This window comes from Xenorhabdus bharatensis, from assembly GCF_037996705.1.
GTDB classification, from domain to species: Bacteria; Pseudomonadota; Gammaproteobacteria; order Enterobacterales; family Enterobacteriaceae; genus Xenorhabdus; species Xenorhabdus bharatensis.
Genome location: NZ_JBBMXG010000007.1, coordinates 95312 through 113807, shown reverse-complemented (window position 1 = coordinate 113807; position 18496 = coordinate 95312). Strand labels below are relative to the sequence as shown.

Sequence of the window (18496 nt, the reverse complement as noted above, 5' to 3'; positions counted from 1 at the left end):
GACACGAGAAGTAGCAGTAAATGCTGACTCCTTATCGTGCTTTTACATCATGTAACGAACCGTCTTTGCGACAATCGCCTGTAGTGCAGTGACCATACAGGTATAGACTATGATTTGACAGCTTGATTCCATAACGTGTTGCGATATCTTTCTGACGTTCTTCAATGGATTCATCGCTGAATTCAATCACTTTACCGCAGTCGAGACAAATTAGATGGTCATGGTGATGTTGTTGAGTAAGTTCGAAAACCGATTTACCGCCTTCAAAATTGTGGCGTGTAACAATGCCGGCATCATCGAACTGGTTCAACACGCGATAGACAGTGGCGAGGCCAATCTCTTCACCGATATCAATCAGTTTTTTGTAGAGATCCTCCGCACTGACATGATGGCATTCTGGGTCCTGTAGCACTTCCAGAATTTTCAGGCGAGGAAGTGTTACTTTAAGTCCAGCATTTTTCAATGCTTTATTGTTGTCGGTCATGCGGATTCAGTCCTGTAGCTTGAGTTTAGTGAACTTAACAATACATACCCATCGTTTTTCAAATCGCCTTTTTGTTGGCTATTATACCCCTTCATTTCTGTCACATAGTGAGCTATGTTCCAGAGGATGAGTATCCTTGCCATCGTGATGCGACTCAAAATCCATAAGTTATGGGTGTATCGTGAGAGAATCATGATTTAGTTTCACGTTGTAGATTATAGGCATGGATATTGAAAATGAAAACCATGCCTATCGCGCTATCATGACACATTATTCGGGAATTATCCTGTGCAAAAGACGTTTCTTGTGTCTATCAGACGCCAGAAAGTATCTATAAAACGCCAGAACAATTTTATGCGCCAAGGATTTCTGACAGGCTCATTTCAGCCGTGATCTGTTTTACCCAAGTTTCAACACGTTCATCAGTCAGTTCTGGCTGGCGATCTTCATCAATGGTGAGACCAATGAAGTGCTTATCGTCTGCCATTCCTTTTGATTCTTCATGATGATACCCTTCGATTGGCCAGTGACCAACGATAATTGCACCACGAGGTTCGATGACATCGCGAATGGTGCCCATGGCATCACAGAAATACTCTGCATAATCTTCCTGATCACCGCAGCCGAACAAGGCAACTAATTTTCCATCAAAATTGATTTCTTCCAGTGTCGGGAGAAAGTCATCCCAGTCACATTGAGTTTCGCCGTAATACCAGGTTGGAATGCCTAGCAGCAGGATATCGAAAGCTTCAAGATCTTCTTTGCTGCTTTTGGCAATATCGTGGACTTCCGCAACATCAGCACCGCCCAGTTTTTCTTGGATCATTTTGGCAATGTTCTCTGTGTTGCCAGTGTCGCTGCCGAAGAATATACCTATTATTGCCATAAAGTGGATTAACCTCTTGTTTTATGTGTAGTTAAGTTATACACGTCACGCTGAAATCAGCAGGAGAAAAATATCAGTTTTAATAAACGAAAAAACTTTATTTTGACCAAACATCAATGACAAGTCTGTCAGATTTGTGTGGTAGCGCCGTATCACGCTGTTGAATTAAAGCCGTTAATTGGTAAGGTTATTTTCTGTTGCTAACTGAGCCAGCAACATCTGTTCAATCAATTCACTGCGGCTGATATTACGCTGTTTTGCCAGATGATTCAGTGCATCGACAGCATCTTCATTAAGTTTTAGCTCCACCCGGCGAAGTCCTTTGACTTTATCCCGGCGTAGCTGATTACGTTTATTGATCCTAAGCTGTTCATCTCTGGACAGCGGACTTGTTTTAGGTCGCCCAGGCCTGCGTTCATCTGCGAACAAATCCAGTGTGGTGCGATCAGTTTGTTCTTTTGCCATAAATTCAATTGATAAAGGGCGTGTACCAATAATATAGCCGGCAATGATACCTTAGCTGGGCGCGTGTCGCTACTGGTTGATAGGAGAGATTATCAGGATTGGGTATAACAATAGTGGTTAATAAAGTATCGTGAAACAGATAATGTGGAAAAGGAACCATTCGTACTGATTAAGGTCATTCCCTTAATCAGTACATGGATACGTGCGTTATCGCATAAAAACCTTTCTTATCATATAGGTAAGAGAATCAAGACGTTGCTGCCATGCAAAATCAGGTTCCATGATTTGCCTGCCGATGGAACCATCAACAGTGATCATCAGCCAGGAAGCGGCCTGTTCAGCATTAATCTGCGTATCAATTTCCCCATTTTCAATGCCTGTGCTGATTAGCTGGGTTAAATGTTCGCGGACTTTTTTCTCATTTTCGATAAATATCTTATTAATAGCCGGGTTCCGGCTTGCTTCAGCAATAATTTCGATACTGAGCCGGGCATAACCGGGTTCGTTATAGAGTTCTACCAGCTTTGCTAACAACTTTTCGATAGTCACGATCACTGAATTTTCATCATAACAGGCAGCCAGAATTTCATCGTAGTCATGGCTATCTTCTTCTGCAATAGCCTCAATAATGGCATTTTTGGTCGGGTAATAATGAAACAGGTTTCCGGGACTCATGCCAGCCGCTTTGCAAATTTCTGCTGTTGATGTTGCATGAAATCCTTTTTCGATAAAACAGGAGATAGCTGCATCAATAATATGCTTACGTTTTTCCCGCTGTTTTTCGGTCTGTTTTTTCACCTTATATTCCTCCAAAGGCTGGGTACAGAATCAGAACGATTCATATCAGTGATAATTAAGATCGTCTTTTGTTACCGATGACAATTTCCTGAGACGTGGAATGATATAATTTTTAAAATCATCCATATAGCTATAAATAACGGGCACAAACAGTAAACTGAGTAAAGTTGAGCTGAGTAACCCGCCAATAACGGCGATAGCCATGGGAGCACGGAAATTGGTATCCGCACCACTGGTCAGAACCAAAGGGATCATGCCGGCAATCATGGCAATTGTCGTCATGATGATCGGCCTGACACGTTCTTTCCCTGCCTGAATGATGGCATCATTGCGTGACATGCCAGAGCGGGATTTTTCGAGAATAAACTCAACCAGTAAGATGGAGTTTTTACTGACAATGCCCATCAACATTAAAATACCGATGATAACGGGCATATCAATCGTGGCATTATAAAGAAGCAGAGCGATAATGGCACCACCGATAGCAAACGGCAGAGCAACCAGAATAGTGACAGGCTGTAAGAAATCTTTGAACAGAATAATCAGGATAGCCAAGACCATCAGGATACTGAGCATTATGGTGGTGAAAAAACGGTCGAACATCTCATTCATGTATTCCACATCGCCATACTCAATTCTTTTGACTTGTGGTGGTAATTTGTCCAGCGTGGGTAACTGATTAATCTGTTCTAATGCCGTGCCGATAGCTATGCCGTCAAGATCTGCTTCAATCACGGCTTTACGTTGTCTGGAGATGCGTTCTATGGCATCAGGCCCTGAGCTGAAGGTAATATCTGCAACAGATTTAATCGGAACATTAATTCCTGATGTACTACTGACATACATATTACGTAACACGTCCAGATTATCCCTGTCTTCTTTGGCTAATAAAACGCGGAGCGGCACCTGCCTGTCAGGTAAATTAAATTTAGCGGTATTGGCGCTGATTTCACCAATGGTGGCGGTTTTAATAGCAGCACCAATCGCATCGGTCGTTACTCCTGCTCTGGCGGCTTCCGCAATATTGGGGGTGATAATTATTTCTCGTCTGGGTAAAGGCTGTAGGATCTGAATATTCTTTAAGCCGTTTAATTGCATCATTTCCTGACGTAACTGCTGTATTGTCTGAGAAAGAACCTCCGGGTAGTCGCTGGCTAAAACAATGGAAACATCTCTATTACCGTTACCGCTGCCAAAGTTATATCGAATATCTGGCGTTGCACTCAAAATAGGTGCTAATGATTCTTCAAATTCCTTTTGTGATAATTTCCGATCATTAATCGGCACTAAATTAATAATAATAGTGCTTTTACTTTGACTGATATCCCCGGCGGTTCCTTCAACCCCTGCAATAGAAAAGATATCTACAATTTCTGGCCGGTCTTTAAACTGCTTAATAATCTTCTGTAAAATTTCATCACTTTTGGCTACCTGTGTGCCGGGAGGCGATTCAATATCTACTTTAGCGATACTGATATCCGATTTGGGTAAAAAACCGGAGGGTAGTAGCTCAATCAGGCTTAATGAGCCCAAAAGGAAAACAAGGGCTAAGGCCAAAGCTGTTTTACGAAATCTGAGTGTTTTATCGAGAATAGCCACATATTTGTTGATCCATTCCGGCGTCCTGACTTTATCTGCTTCGCTATGTTTTTCCGATAAGGCTTTTTTAGCCGACGCCTTTTTCGGTAATAACAGGTAAGCAGACATCAGGGGAGTGACCAATCTGGCCACTAACAGAGATGATAAAACAGCGGCTGAAACAGTAACGCCGAAAGGCACAAAATACTGGCCGACAAAACCGCCAACAAAACTGACCGGCAGAAAAACGGCAACAATCGTAATCGTAATCGCGATGATGGCAAACCCGATAGCATTGGAGGCTTTGATCGCGGCAATATAGGGTCTTTCACCTCTTTCGATATATTTTTCTATATTTTCGATTTCGACTATCGCATCATCCACTAAAATTCCGATTACCAGTGTTAATGCTAATAGTGTGATGCTGTTTAATGTGTAGCCAAATAAATGCAGAATAACAAAAGTGGGCAGGATAGATAACGGCAGGGCAATTGCAGCAATTAAGGTTGCCCGCCAGCTTTTAAGGAAGAAAAATACAACAATGACCGTTAATATGGCACCTTCGATCAGTGTTTGCATCGTGGCATTATAACTGGCTACAGTGTATTTCACATTTGATGAAACGAGTTTGATATTAATATCAGGGTACTCTTTTTGAATTTTTTTTAGTGCTTGTGTGACCCCTTTTTCGACGATGGTATCACTTGAACCTTTGATACGGTAGATTGCAAAACCAATAACAGGTTCACCATTCAGACGTGCAATAGTATTTGTTTCTGAATGCGAATCTTTAATTGTGGCAATGTCACCCAGTGTGACCCAGTTATTATTTTCTAATGGAAATTTTAATTTGCGTAAATAATCAATTTGATTTTTGGCACCTAAAATACGGATAGCATGCCCCTGCCCGGCGATAACCATTTTCCCGCCAGGAATATTGACATTACTCTGGAGTAATAAGCGGTTAATATCGGCAACACTGATTTTTAATGCAGCTAATTTTACCGGATCAGGCTCAACTAATATTTCTCTGTTTGTGCCTCCTGAGCGGCTGACTTTTTGTACGCCGGGAACAGTTAATAAATGCTTACTTAATTTATCATCCACAAACCAGGATAATTCAGTCAGGCTTTTATCCTTTGACTGAACAGCATAATTCAGAATAGAACCACCTTCTACATCAATACGGTTTATCAGAGGCTCATCTATAGTTTGTGGTAATTCTGCCCGTATTTGGGTGATTTGTTCCCGAATATCATTAACGGCGACATTGGGATCAACGGTCAGATTAAATTCAATAATAGTAATAGAAACACCATCAGTAATGGTTGAATTAATATGCCGGATCCCGGGTAAACCAGAAACTGCCCGTTCGATAGGCTGGGTTACTGCATTTTCCATTTCGGAAGGAGACGCGCCATTTTGTGCGGCAGTGACCGTGACTATCGGGAAATTAATCACGGGGTTGGCATTAATGGGTAACTCGGAAAAAGAGAATAACCCGGCAATTGTCAGAGCCAGGAAAATAACAATAGTAGGAATTGGCTTTCTGATGGCCCATTCTGATAATTGAAACTTCATTTTATTTTCCCTGTGGCTTAATAGAAACAGTATCCATCTCCTGTAAGAATGGAGATGCAGAAATAACAACTTTATCGTTTGCTGATAACCCCGATTTTATTTCTATCCAATCACCAAAAATACGTCCTATATTAAGCTGTTTCTTTTCGACCACATTTTTTTTACCAACAATAAAGACACTGGCTTTATTACCGTTGGTAATATTAACCGCACTATAAGGGATGGCATTAATATTTTCAGGTTTAAACTGAAAGAAAGCATAACCGAAATCACCGGGTCTGATATCTGCGGAAACATTCTCAAGAGCGATCCTGATAGTTCCTATCTGAGTAACAGGATTAATTTTTGGCGAAATATACCTGACTTTGCCCGTTATTTTTTCACCTTCGGTGAGCGTTATCGTTGTGGGGAAACCGACCCGGATCTTTTTTAATTCAGTTATATAAGCTTCAGCAGAAAATTCGTACTGATTATCAGTGATAAGTTTAAATAGATAATTAGTATCGGTGGTCATACCCACTGTTGCTACTCGTTCGCTGATAACTCCATTATTAGGGGCAAGGATCGTCGTTTTAGCCCGCTGGCTTTTTTCTTCCTGCAATAGAGCCTGTAACTGACGATATTCAGCTTTTGCTGCATTCAGGGCGGCTAGTGCGGAGTTTGCTTCCATTCTATATCTTTCAAATTCACTGGCTGAAATGACGCCTGAACTGATTAGCGGTTTTACACGCTTTAGTTCAGATTGTGCCTGACTGTTTACAGCTTCGTTCTGTTTTATCAGGGACAGGGATTGTTCGAGTTTGGCGCTGGCCTGCCTGACTTTTTCATCCTGAATGGGTGTTTCCAGCATAGCCAGCACATCCCCTTGTTTGACATGATCACCTTCTTCGACCAAAACATGCGTAATGATAAGTTGAGTTAGCGTAGGGCTAATGACAACCTCATTTTTGGCGACAATAGACCCTAATATATTAACGGTAGGAACAAAGGGAACAGACTGGATTGTCGTGGTTGAAACATACATCTGTTCCGTGGATGTCTGGGCGTTTGTATTGAAAATGAGAATAGAAAAACAAAAGCCAAGAAGGGGTAACAAATTTCTTGCCATTTATCGTCCTTACTAATGAGCAGAATGCTTAAATTAGCGCCTATATTTTTAGATAGATTAGTCTATCTAAAAAATGAGTGCAAACATTTTAACCGCATTCTAATCTGAATTGCTTTGTACGAAATTAACTATAATTTGTGTATGGGATTGACATTTTTGTTCTCTTACCAGCGCCAAAAACAGATAAGAGAACAAAAGAGAAGCAGGGTTATTGTAAGGACAGAAGTTCTTCGCGGCTGAGACCAGTACTTTTCATAACCCGTTCAATATTGGCACTGTTTTTTAAGAGGTTTCGGGTAATGTTAACTGAAGCTCTATTGGGTTTTCATTGAATACAGCACATCAGACATGTTTAAACGTCACTGGCGATCAATAAGTGAAGAGTTAGTCAGCTCTAACGTATTAAACTTATAAAGTTTATTAATTTTTTTATTTTTTAATAAAAAATAATTATTAAAACACCAAAGTTATAATTTGACAAAATTAAAGTTAATACCTATGACTTATATATGGGTGGAAATTTTAATCTGGTACTAATCTTGTAATTATTTATTAAAAAATAACAAGTTGGTTTTTTTAAAACAAAAAATTATATGTAAGGTAATTATTATGACTACGAAAAAAAAATCAAAATGCAATTTTACATCCGTCACTAAGTTTATGAAAAACTATGACATGAAAAGTAATAATGAACATAATATAAATAATAATTTTGAAACTATAGAGAATAGGGATGCAGGAATTGAGGTTTTTTATCAGGAAGTTGGAAATAATGTCAATGTCATTAATATGTATCCCAATACTAATGGAAGTGGATACAGTCGTGAAAAGCTCCCTATTGAAATCAGTAATTATTATAATATAAAAAATATATATTTAACTACATTTGATAATGGTAGAATAATCGTATTTTATATAAATGGAAATTACATGAAATATATTTATGAGAATGAGAAAATAGACGGTGAACGCTGGATTTTTAGTAATGAAAAATATGATTTATCAAAATATTGTGATAATGGTGATGTTAAACATACTCTTAATGAAATTAATATAAAAACCATTGTAAAGGGTGGTAAAGAGATGATAGAAATCAGTCCAGTCTATTTGGTTAAAGATAAGCGGTCTGATAATATAGTAGATTCAAATAATAGAAACAATATTATAAATCGGTTAAAAATAAATAAAGTAGAAGATGATTGTAAAAAATCATTAAATTTTACCAATAAAAAAAGAAGTGATCCTGTTATAAAATTTGAGCCAGATTTCATCAATGTACTTGGAGGATCCGAAATAACTAATTCTATACTTATAGGAAATGATTATAAGGAGCTTGTTAGGTTTTATATAATATATAAACCTAATGATCCCTATCATACTTTTCTATGTTATAGTTGTTCAATGAAAAATAAAGCCTATTCATACGCACGTTATTCTAGTAAGGATTCCATATTAGACGGAAAAATAAAAAAAATAGAGAAGTTAAAACAAATTGAATATGTTGATAATGGGGAGAAAAAAAGTAAAATTTACTGTAAGATTTATACGGAATATCTGCATCAGTATATTATTTCATTACGTATTGATGGTGATAGAGTATTAATTGATAAAGTCATCTCTGAAAAAGATTTAAATATAACACCAAAAGGTAGAGATATCTTTGATTTTAAATTATCACTTGACATTAAAAATAGAACGCATTTATTTCTAGATTATAATGAAGATAAAAGCCGTATACATGAATCTATCCTATATCATATGATGGAGGATAATAAATCGCCTACAGGATGGAGTGATCCGACCCGAATTAATACACAGGTAATGTCATATGATAATACAGTATATAACACACTCTCGATCATATCAGGTGGGGTTAATGTCTTTTTTGTTGATAAAAATAACACCTTTATTCGTTCAATGTGGTCACGTGAAAATGATCAATGGATTATTAGTGATATAACACCAGGCATAGGTAGAACCATAAAGGAAATTATTTCTTATAGCACAGAATTATATATGAAAGATAAAGCAGGATTTCCATTAGTTAATGAACCTGTAGAAATATCATCATCTGCGCAAACTAAGCTGATGGTTAATGGTGATACATATTTCCTTGATAAGGATCAGAAAATAGAAATTAGGACGAATGCCCGTGGGAGTTTTACCATTATACAACCCGCTGAACAGTTAGGTGTAGCAGCATTATCATTTACTTTGCCTCAATGTGATCTTTCTCCTGTTGCTATTCGTCAATATGCTGATATCAAAAAACGTCTGTCTACGTTAACGGGTGATGAATTAGTCAATGCTAAGGATAGTGAAGGCAATCCGTTATTACCTAATAAAATTACGAAAAAAGTTGCAGATTCGGTAGCGGATAGTGTGAGGAGGTGTATGGAGCTTGTTGATACAGCCCCTAAATTACGCAGCACATTTAAAAAAGAGCCTCATGTTGGAACATATCTTACTGAAACATTACTTCAGTTAGAGACATTGAATGTACCTGAACAGTACCAACCATGGATGCTTGATTTAAGTACAGGCATACCCATTTACTGTGAATTAAGCGAGAAAGATATTCAAGATAAACTAACTAATCTATCTGGTCTTTCTGAGTGGTTTGGTAGCATAGGAAATTTTATTTTAAATATAAAAAATGAAATTTTTGAGATTTTGGATTTTTCAATTTATAGAGCCGGTGAATTCGTATTCACATTTATTGAAGATGGCGTCAGGAAAGTTTTTAATGGAGTGGTGAAATTTGCTAATGATGCTTTAAATATAGCATCGGAGATTTTTAATTTTATAAAATTAAAAACGGAATTAGTTATTGAATTTATTGGTTTTGTTTTTAATTGGAAGGATATTATGAGAACTAAAAAGGCTATTTCTCATTTATTATCTATGCAAAAAGGAGCGCTGACAGGAATGATTGAAAAAGAGGGGAGGGAATTTAAAAAAATTTTAAAAAAAACCAATGAAATTGACAACAATAATTTAGATAAGGTGATTAAATGCATTGAGGGTAAAAATGTTAGTTATTACAATGCTAAGATGAAAGTGTATGAGGATAAAAATCCTAAGCTTCATAAAGATCTAGACCAAGCTTTTTTTAATAATTTTTTACTGGAAAAATTTCTTAATAATAATTATAACAATCATTTTGGAATATCATCCAATGAAAATCAAGTTGGACTCTTGGTTGATTCTAGTAATAGGGCAATAGATAATTTCATAAAAGAGACCAAAAAGTACAGTGATAAATTTTTACAATCTGAAGAATACGGATCGTTTTCTGATAAATTAATTAAACATCAAAATATAGATTCTATTTTATCAATGTCAATAATAGAGGTATTTAATTCTTTAAAATCATTAATGGATAAAGGAATAAGAGATGCTGTTGGGTTATTTGAATCAATTATGGAAATAATTAAATCTATAGCTGATGATTTTTGTCATTTTATGGACACACCTTTAGACATTCCTTTTGTGTCAAGTTTTTTTAAATTTATTACAAATACTGAAAATAATCCAAGCTTAAATGATTTTTTATCATTGCTTATTGCTATACCAACAACCATTTTGTCAAAATTAGTATTAGGTATTCAATTGTTTCCTAATGAAGAAAGTATCTCAAAGTTTAAAAAAGAAATTAGTTTGAATAAATTCTTGGATATCATAAACCCAAAAGATAATCATTTAATTGTTCTCACTAAATGTATTTCAAAAATACAGAATGAAAAAAATACTAGGGATTCTGAGATTGTAAAAATACTAAAAATTATTAGCACAGCTTTTTCGTTTTTTTCATCATTATTTGGAATGTTACGTGTAGTGGGATTTACTTTTTCAAAAGGTTCCAGTGGCGCTATTCAGAAAGAGATCGTGGCAATGATAAATGTATGTGATGCTTCGCTCTCTATTGTAAATTTATTTATTCTTGCAATCTATTCTTTCAATGATGAATTTTCGATAATTATTTGGTTAGCATCTTTAGTATTAACCTTAACTTATCTAATATGTGGGTTAATAATTATTTTTAATCCAAACTTACCAGATTTAAAAGTAACTAGTGTAAATATTGTAATTTTTACAGTGAATATCTTAATCGGATTAGTTATATTTATTAATTCTATCGTATTTCTTGTTGCAAAAGGCTTATTTTGGATGGATGGTTTGTCAGGTATTTTACTTGGACTAGGAAAGATTTTTAGTTTAGGTGCTCTTCTGGGTACTCAGGCTGCTATCTTTACTTTAGCTTTTCAATGTACTGCAGGAATCATTGGTGCTTGTCTTAAATTAGCACCCTTACTTAATGAATAAACTTTCTAAGAAAGGTGGCCAGTTGTTTATAGTAGGTTTGCTAAAATAACAATGTACGATGGTATATATACAACTGGCCGAAATAAAAAGATATTAGGTTTTTAGTTTGAAAGACGCTGATGTTTCACAACGAGTGATTTTAATATCACCCAATAGGGAATTAATCAGTATAGCGGTGATACTTCTGTCGATACTCTTTGGGTGTCAGACCATTACAGCGTTTAAACAACTCCCTGAAATAACGGGTATCTTCATAACCCACTTCATGGCTGATCTCTTCAATGGTTTTTTGTGACTTTTCCAGCCAGTGTTTGGCCTGTGACAACCGTATTTTCTGAATATACTGGATGGGGGTTTGTCCTGTAGCAATTTTGAATCTGCGTTTCATCTGCCGTTCACAAAGATGAATTTTACTGGCTAAATCAGCGACGGATAAAATCTCAGATGGGAAAGCGTGCATCCAATCCTGTAACTTGTGAATAAGCAGATCAGAATGCTGTCGGTAAGGGACAAAACTGACCGAATCATACGAACTTTGTTTTTCGCTCTCCCCGAACAGAAAGTGTGCGCAATGCTCTCTGGCACATTTACCATAGAACAGTTCGACAATATTCATCATGGCGCTGGCTGTACCATAAGCGCTGGAAATACAAAAACGGTTATTGTCACAAGTGATTTTTTTATCCGTATACAGGGGAATATGGGGAAATAATGACTTAAATTCAGCAGAGAAATGGGGGTGAATGGTTGCACTTGTTTTCAGTAGCCCGGCTTTTGCCAGCATAAACGTGCCAGAACATACTGAAACAATAGGAATATGTTTTTCATCCATCGCTTTAAGCCAGTCTATTATTTCCGGTGAGCAGTGTTGTGGCTGCCATTTTGGAAAACCCAGTGAGCCTATCAGGATGAGATCAGGGTACTCGACCTGATAAAGGTTGCTGTGAGAAACCGGGGTAGATTCAATCAGCAGATCATGGATTTCGTCCATTTTCTGAGCGGAAGGAGAAATAACATGAACGTGCGGAGTGGGGCCGCCAATAGCATTGGCGGCGATGGTCAGTATTTCAATCGGCATAGTCACCGATGTGACTGATGAATGTGAAAAAACCAGAGCCGTAATAGAGATTTGTTTCATAGTCGTATTCTCTTCCTTAAGAACATCTTACAATGCTGTGTTAATTTCGTTATGAAATTAATTTTAAGATGAAACAATCCCCATCTTCAATGAATTTCCTGCCGTAATAATCACTCAGTTTGTTGATGCCAGAGCTGAGCATAAAGCCCATTTTGTTGTAACAGGTCGGCATGTGAGCCGGATTCAATGATTTTTCCCTGATCTAAGACGAATATTTTATCTGCGTGACGAAGCGTATTCAGCCGGTGGGCAATGCTGATAATCGTTCTGTTCTGACGGATTTCATCCATATTACTCATAATGGCGGCTTCGGATTCATAATCCAGTGCAGAGGTTGCCTCATCCAGAATCAGGATTTTGGGCTCATTCAGTAATGCCCTTGCCAGAGCGATACGCTGTCGCTGGCCGCCGGACAGATTACCGCCTTTTTCCCCGACCTGATGGGCGAATTTATGGGGAAACTGATTGATGAAATCGATGGCTCCCGCCAGAGACGCAGCGCGATAAAGTTCTTCATCGGTGGCATTGGGTTTACACAGGCGGATATTGTCAGCAATGCTGCCGGAAAACAGAATACTTTCCTGCAAAACTACGCTCATGTTACGTCGCAGCGATACCGGATCTGCAATAGCTAAATCCATGCCATCCACCAGAACCTGACCATGTTGTGGAATATAGAGGCGCTGTAATAAACGGGTCAGCGTACTTTTTCCTGAGCCGGATGGCCCGGTAATCCCGATAAACTCCCCCGCACGGATTGATAGTGACAGATTCGCCAGTACTTCAGGGGTATCTTCATGATAGCGGAAACGAATATTCTTAAATTCAATCTGTCCGGCCAGTTCAGGGGAGGAAACCAATCCCTGTTTGCTGTTTTCCATTGGTTCATCAAGAATATCGCCGACACGTCTCAGAGCAATCAGGGTATGCTGAAAATCCTGCCATACCTGTGCCAGACGCAGGATCGGCTGAGTAACATGCCCGGCCAGCATATTAAAGGCAATCAGTTCTCCGGGAGAGAGTTCTCCTGCCAGTACACTTTTGACACCCCACCACAATAATAATGCGGCGACAATTTTCTGGATAAGTGCGATCCCTTGCCCAGCGGCAAGCCCGCTTTTCTGGGCGGAAAAACGCTGGATTAACTGCCGGCTGAGTACGGACTGCCATTGATGCAGAAAGCGCTTTTCTGTTGCTGTGGTTTTGATGGTCTCAATACCGGTAACGGCTTCAGTCAGGAAACTGGTTGCCTGAGCATCTGCTTCATATTCTGCTTCCACTTTATGCCGGATAATCGGGCCGACGGTGATCCAGAGCAGAAAATAGAGAACCAGCGAACCGGTAACAATCCACGTCAACAGGCTGGAGTAATGGAACATGACGCCAAGGAACAGCACAATGAAGATCAGGTCGAGCAATAACATCAGAGTAGAACCGGTCAGAAACTGGCGGATCTGAGCCATTTCTCTGACGCGGGCGATAATTTGCCCTGTCTGACGTTGTTTGAAATAGGGCAGTGGCAGCCCTACCAGATGACGGTAAAGCCGACCGGAAAGTTCCGCGTTGATTTGGCTAGCCATATGCCCGAATACGGTATTACGCATAAACCCGTACAGAGGCTCCGCAATAGCGAGCGCCAGCATCGCCAGACCGAGAACATGCAGGCTGGAAAGGCTACGTCCGACTAATACCTTATCAATGATATTTTCAAACAGTAAAGGTGCTGCCAGTGCAAAAAGCTGCAATACAATAGCCAGCAGGAAAATATCCTTTAACTGTTTTTTCTGCCTGAAAATGGAAGGGTAAAACCAGCTCAGGCCAAATTTGACGTGTTTTTTAGTCAGGTTTTTTTCAGCCACCAACAGGATCTTATATTGAGCACACAGACCCTGTACTTTTTGTTCTCCTGTAATGGGATTGAGTACGGTGAAGTGGTCTGCATTAATACTCAACAATACCCACCAGCACTGCTCCAGCTCAATCAATGCAGGCAGTGGCAGAGTAGACGCAGTTTCTGCTGAGAGAGAATCAAACTTACTGTGTAGCCCGATGGCATCCACTGCTTCCCGTAGCTGCCAGTCTGTCAGTTCCAGCGAATCCAGCCCCAGTGCATGATGCAATTGCCCGGCATCGGCAACTTTATGAAATTGTTTTCCCAGCCAGACGGTACACTCAATAGCATGATTATTGACGTGATTTTCCGTATCCGTACCGTCTGTATCTGAAAACTGTTTAGCGGAAAAAATATTGACCATGATTATTTTTCCCTCAGCGCTTCAGATTGATATTCCCGAATCGGGCTGAGCAGGTAATCAATCACGCGTCGTTGGTCGGTTTTGATATCCGCGACAATGGACATCCCTGCCGTGAGTTCAACCGGCTTGCCGTCAACCATGATATTGTTCTGATTGAGACTGATTTGTGCCGGAAACACCAGCCCCAGCCGTTCGTCTACCGTTGAATCGCGGGAAACACTTAATAACCTGCCTTCAATGGTGCCATAGCGGGTATAAGGGAAAGCATCGACTTTGACGGTTACTTGCTGCCCCGGACGGATAAAACCAACGTCTTTATTCAGGATCTGGATTTCTGCCAGTTGGATATGGTCGTCAGGAACAATTATCATCAGATTTTGGGCCGGTTGAAGCACAGCCCCCAGCGTATGGACACTCAACTGCTGGACGGTGCCTGTTACCGGAGAGCGAACGACTGAAAGCTCTTCCCGTTCTTTCATTTTTGACAGCTCCTGTTTGAGTACAGATAGCTGCATATCCGCCTGCTTGATTTTTTCAAACCATTCGCGATCTTTTTGTGTTTTCAGACTCTTCAGCCGTTCTTCCAGACTTTTGTTCTGCGTCATCAGGACGCCAAGCTCCGCCCTTTGTTGCGTCAGCAACCGTTCAGTCTCCAGAAACTCTTTTTCTTGCTCCAGATATTCCACCCGGCTGATCACCTGCTGCTGGCTTAACGTCTTTCTGGCTTGCAAGCGTTGGCTGATATTCTGGCGCAGGTTGCTCAGCGCCTGAATATCATTCTCTTTGGCTTTCTGGGAAGAGAGATTGACATTCATTTCAGCATAAATATTGGTCACAACCGCATCGAATTCCTGCTTTTCATGCTGGTAATGTGTCAGAATTTTTTTCTGGCTGACAGCAGATTGCTGCTGAAAAAGTTCGGAGGATTCAGGGGCGTGATTATCCAACAATGCCTGATAACGGATCTTTTCTTCGGTGAGATATTCACGCTGTTCCAGCATACGTGTAATGTCCTGATTGACACCGAGTGTATTCAGTGTCAGCAGTTCTGCGCCTTTTTCAACGTGCTGCCCATTGGTGACATGAATAATAGCCAGACGGCTCTGCTCATAGGCCTGAATTACCTGCGAACGACCCGAGACGATCAGGCGTCCGGTTGCTGTGGCTTGTACATCCAGTTTTCCCAGATAAGCCCACAACAGAAGCACCAGTACACCGACACTAAGCGCTATTGCGGTATAGCGGGCAAACGGCGAAGGTGGGCGTTGCGACAATGCCAGATGCGTGGGTAAAAAATCGTAATGTTGAGAAGGAGAACGCAGGCGTTTCAGCCCTTTACGCAAAATGGCCTTAAACATGGGAAGAACCCTCCTGTTCCTGTTTTAATTCCTGTTGCAACTGCCAGAGTTTTTGGTAATGCCCGCCATGTTGTAAAAGCTGCTCATGGCTGCCCTGTTCGATGATCTGGCCGTGATGCAGCACAATAATCCGGTCGCATTGACGTACAGTGGAGAGCCGGTGTGCGATAGTGATGACAGTTCTTCCCTGAGCAATACCCGCCATATTGGTCTGAATAATGGCCTGTGATTCATCATCCAGCGCGCTGGTGGCTTCATCGAGGATCAGAATTCGCGGATCGGAGAGCAGGGTTCTGGCAATCGCCAGACGTTGCCGCTGCCCGCCTGACAGTGACTGACCACCTTCTGCGATAACCGTGTCATACCCTAACGGCAGTTTAAGAATAAAATCGTGTGCGCCTGCCAGTTTTGCGGACTCAATAACATCAGACAGCGGCGCATCAGGCCGTGATTGGGCAATATTTTCTTTGACGGTTTTATTGAACAGGAAATTTTCCTGTAACACGATCCCCGCCTGTTGCCTTAATAATTCTGTATCCAGTTGTTGTAACGGAATGCCATCCAGCCTGATTGTTCCATGCTCAGGGGTATACAGGCGCAGTAACAGACGGGCGAGGGTACTTTTCCCGGAGCCGGATGTACCAACAACACCGAGAGTTTCTCCTGCCCTGATATCCAGCGTGAAATGGTTAATGGTCGGAGGAATATCAGGCTGATAACGGAAAACGACATCAGAGAAGGAAATCGCACCGGTCAGTGTCACCTGTTTCTTCTCTGCCTGTTTTTCTACAGACTGCTGTTCTGTCGGTAAATTCAGCATATCGGCCAGCTTATCGACGGCAATCCGGGTACGGATAAATTGCCCCCAGAGCTGAACCAGTTTGGCTAGCGGCTGTTGGGTATGATTAACCATCATATTAAAGGCAATCAATTGCCCGATAGTCATATGCAGGGAGAGGACTTCGGATGCGCCAAGCCAGATAATAACGGCACTGGTAACTTTCTGTAACAGCATGACCAGATGACTGGAACGGTTATCCCATTGCTGAACCTCATAACTGGTACTGACCATATTTTCAGTCTGGCTGTCCCAGCGGCGGGTAAAACGAGGCTCTGCGGCGAGGCTTTTCAGCGTTTCAGCGCCTGCGACAGTCTCTGTCAGAAACGAAGTATTGAGTGCTGCATGAGTGAACTGTTTTTCTACCGATTTTTCGAGTTTCGGCGTCACCCACCATGCCAACAGGGCATAGAAGGGAACGGTAATCAGGAAAATCAGGGTTAACGTACCGGAAAGCAGGCTCATGACGTAAATGAAAACAAACATAAACAGGACATCGATGCATAATGTAAACATCGACCCTGTTAAAAATTCCCGGATGGTTTCCAGTTCCCGCACCCGCGTGACAATCGCGCCTACCTGACGGGTTTTGAAAAACAGCAAAGGCAGGCCAAACAAATGTTGAACCAGCTTCAGCCCCAGTTTGATATCAATCCGGTTAGCAGTATGGGAATACTGATACTCACGCAGCCCTCTCAGGACAACTTCAGTGATTCCGGCAAATATCAGACCGAATACCAGTACATCAAGTGTGGATAGCGCCTGATGTACCAACACCTTATCCATCACAACCTGAACGAATAAGGGAGAAATCAGGGCTAAAATCTGTAAAACGAAAGAAAATAGCAGTATTTCAGTCAGATTTTTCTTCTGCCTGATAAATTCGGGAATGAACCAGTGGATATTAAATTGGCTACTGTTTTGTTTTATTTTCAGCCAATGACCGTTCCATAAGTTAATAAAGTTTTCCTTATCCAATATTTCCGGCTTTTCCTGATGGGGTTTTTGTATTAATACCCGATGTTCATCGCACTTTGCTAAAATAAAAGGATTTCCATTATTATCAAACAGAATTGCCGGTAAAGATAATGTGTTAAGTTTCTTCTTTATCGAGCGCTTGTTTTTAATGGATACATTGTGTTCTTTCTTTAATTGATGTAAAGCGGTAGGGTAATCATCATTATTGTTTATGTTTTTATCAGATATAACCGAGTGCTTGCCATTAGATATCATTATTATTAATTTAATTAATGATAATGTTGTTTTTTCTATTTCATTCATGCATGGAAGTCTATTTGTAACGAAAGTCAAAACTCAAATTAAAGAAACAACCAGAAAAAGAGTGTGGCATTTCTCGATGAAATATTTTTAATAAATCTAATAACAATTATTATCTGCTATCATTGTGGATATTAGTGTGGGTTATTGGGACAAAATGTGGTGCCTAAACAGACATCTTAATATTTATATGTTGATTTTAAAGAGCAAATAGATATATTTTCGATCAAAGTGGCCGGTAATTTATTTTTTTCTCTCTTATTTTGTCTGCCATTACAGATTATGTTGAATTTTTATGTATGTTTTAAATCTTCATTCTGATTATTTAATCATGATGTAATGGTGTTTCTGATACGCTTTAACTCACTGATTTTTTGTAATCAATTTACGGCAAAAACGGAAT

11 protein-coding genes are annotated in these 18496 nt (G+C 39.9%); 1 reads left to right on the top strand and 10 read right to left on the bottom strand.

What is annotated here, in order from left to right:
* Nucleotides 1–31: 31 nt before the first annotated feature.
* The 6 genes from fur to AAC855_RS08575 all read right to left on the bottom strand — a co-directional run bounded on the left by fur (nucleotide 32) and on the right by AAC855_RS08575 (nucleotide 6900).
* Nucleotides 32–484, bottom strand: coding sequence for a ferric iron uptake transcriptional regulator (gene fur / locus AAC855_RS08600; RefSeq protein WP_340609175.1), 453 nt, complete (start codon nucleotides 482–484; stop codon nucleotides 32–34).
* Nucleotides 485–836: 352 nt separating this feature from the next.
* A complete protein-coding gene (gene fldA / locus AAC855_RS08595; protein WP_340609174.1) occupies nucleotides 837–1370 on the bottom strand; it encodes a flavodoxin FldA in 534 nt (177 codons plus the stop codon).
* Between the two features lie 174 nt (nucleotides 1371–1544).
* On the bottom strand, nucleotides 1545–1835 hold the full coding sequence (gene ybfE, locus AAC855_RS08590; RefSeq protein ID WP_099111133.1) for a LexA regulated protein: 291 nt from the start codon (nucleotides 1833–1835) through the stop codon (nucleotides 1545–1547).
* 207 nt (nucleotides 1836–2042) lie between these two features.
* Complete coding sequence (locus AAC855_RS08585) at nucleotides 2043–2633, bottom strand: TetR/AcrR family transcriptional regulator (protein WP_340609173.1); 591 nt, start codon at nucleotides 2631–2633, stop codon at nucleotides 2043–2045.
* Nucleotides 2634–2678: 45 nt separating this feature from the next.
* Nucleotides 2679–5792, bottom strand: coding sequence for an efflux RND transporter permease subunit (locus AAC855_RS08580; protein WP_340609172.1), 3114 nt, complete (start codon nucleotides 5790–5792; stop codon nucleotides 2679–2681).
* Nucleotide 5793: 1 nt separating this feature from the next.
* Nucleotides 5794–6900 (bottom strand): efflux RND transporter periplasmic adaptor subunit, encoded by a 1107-nt coding sequence (locus tag AAC855_RS08575; protein WP_340609171.1) that lies wholly within the window; start codon nucleotides 6898–6900, stop codon nucleotides 5794–5796.
* 609 nt (nucleotides 6901–7509) lie between these two features.
* On the opposite strand from AAC855_RS08575, the gene AAC855_RS08570 reads away from it, so the two are divergent.
* A complete protein-coding gene (locus AAC855_RS08570; protein ID WP_340609170.1) occupies nucleotides 7510–11226 on the top strand; it encodes a hypothetical protein in 3717 nt (1238 codons plus the stop codon).
* A gap of 160 nt (nucleotides 11227–11386) precedes the next feature.
* Here AAC855_RS08570 and AAC855_RS08565 read toward each other — a convergent pair whose 3' ends face one another.
* From AAC855_RS08565 to AAC855_RS08550, 4 genes are all read right to left on the bottom strand, one after another.
* Nucleotides 11387–12364: a GlxA family transcriptional regulator gene (locus AAC855_RS08565; RefSeq protein WP_340609169.1), complete on the bottom strand. Its 978-nt coding sequence runs from the start codon at nucleotides 12362–12364 to the stop codon at nucleotides 11387–11389.
* Between the two features lie 110 nt (nucleotides 12365–12474).
* Nucleotides 12475–14619, bottom strand: coding sequence for a type I secretion system permease/ATPase (locus tag AAC855_RS08560; protein WP_340609168.1), 2145 nt, complete (start codon nucleotides 14617–14619; stop codon nucleotides 12475–12477).
* Nucleotides 14620–14621: 2 nt separating this feature from the next.
* Nucleotides 14622–15977 (bottom strand): HlyD family type I secretion periplasmic adaptor subunit, encoded by a 1356-nt coding sequence (locus tag AAC855_RS08555; protein WP_340609167.1) that lies wholly within the window; start codon nucleotides 15975–15977, stop codon nucleotides 14622–14624.
* Complete coding sequence (locus AAC855_RS08550) at nucleotides 15970–18096, bottom strand: peptidase domain-containing ABC transporter (protein WP_340609166.1); 2127 nt, start codon at nucleotides 18094–18096, stop codon at nucleotides 15970–15972. The genes AAC855_RS08555 and AAC855_RS08550 overlap by 8 nt, the downstream gene beginning before the upstream one ends.
* Nucleotides 18097–18496: the final 400 nt, after the last annotated feature.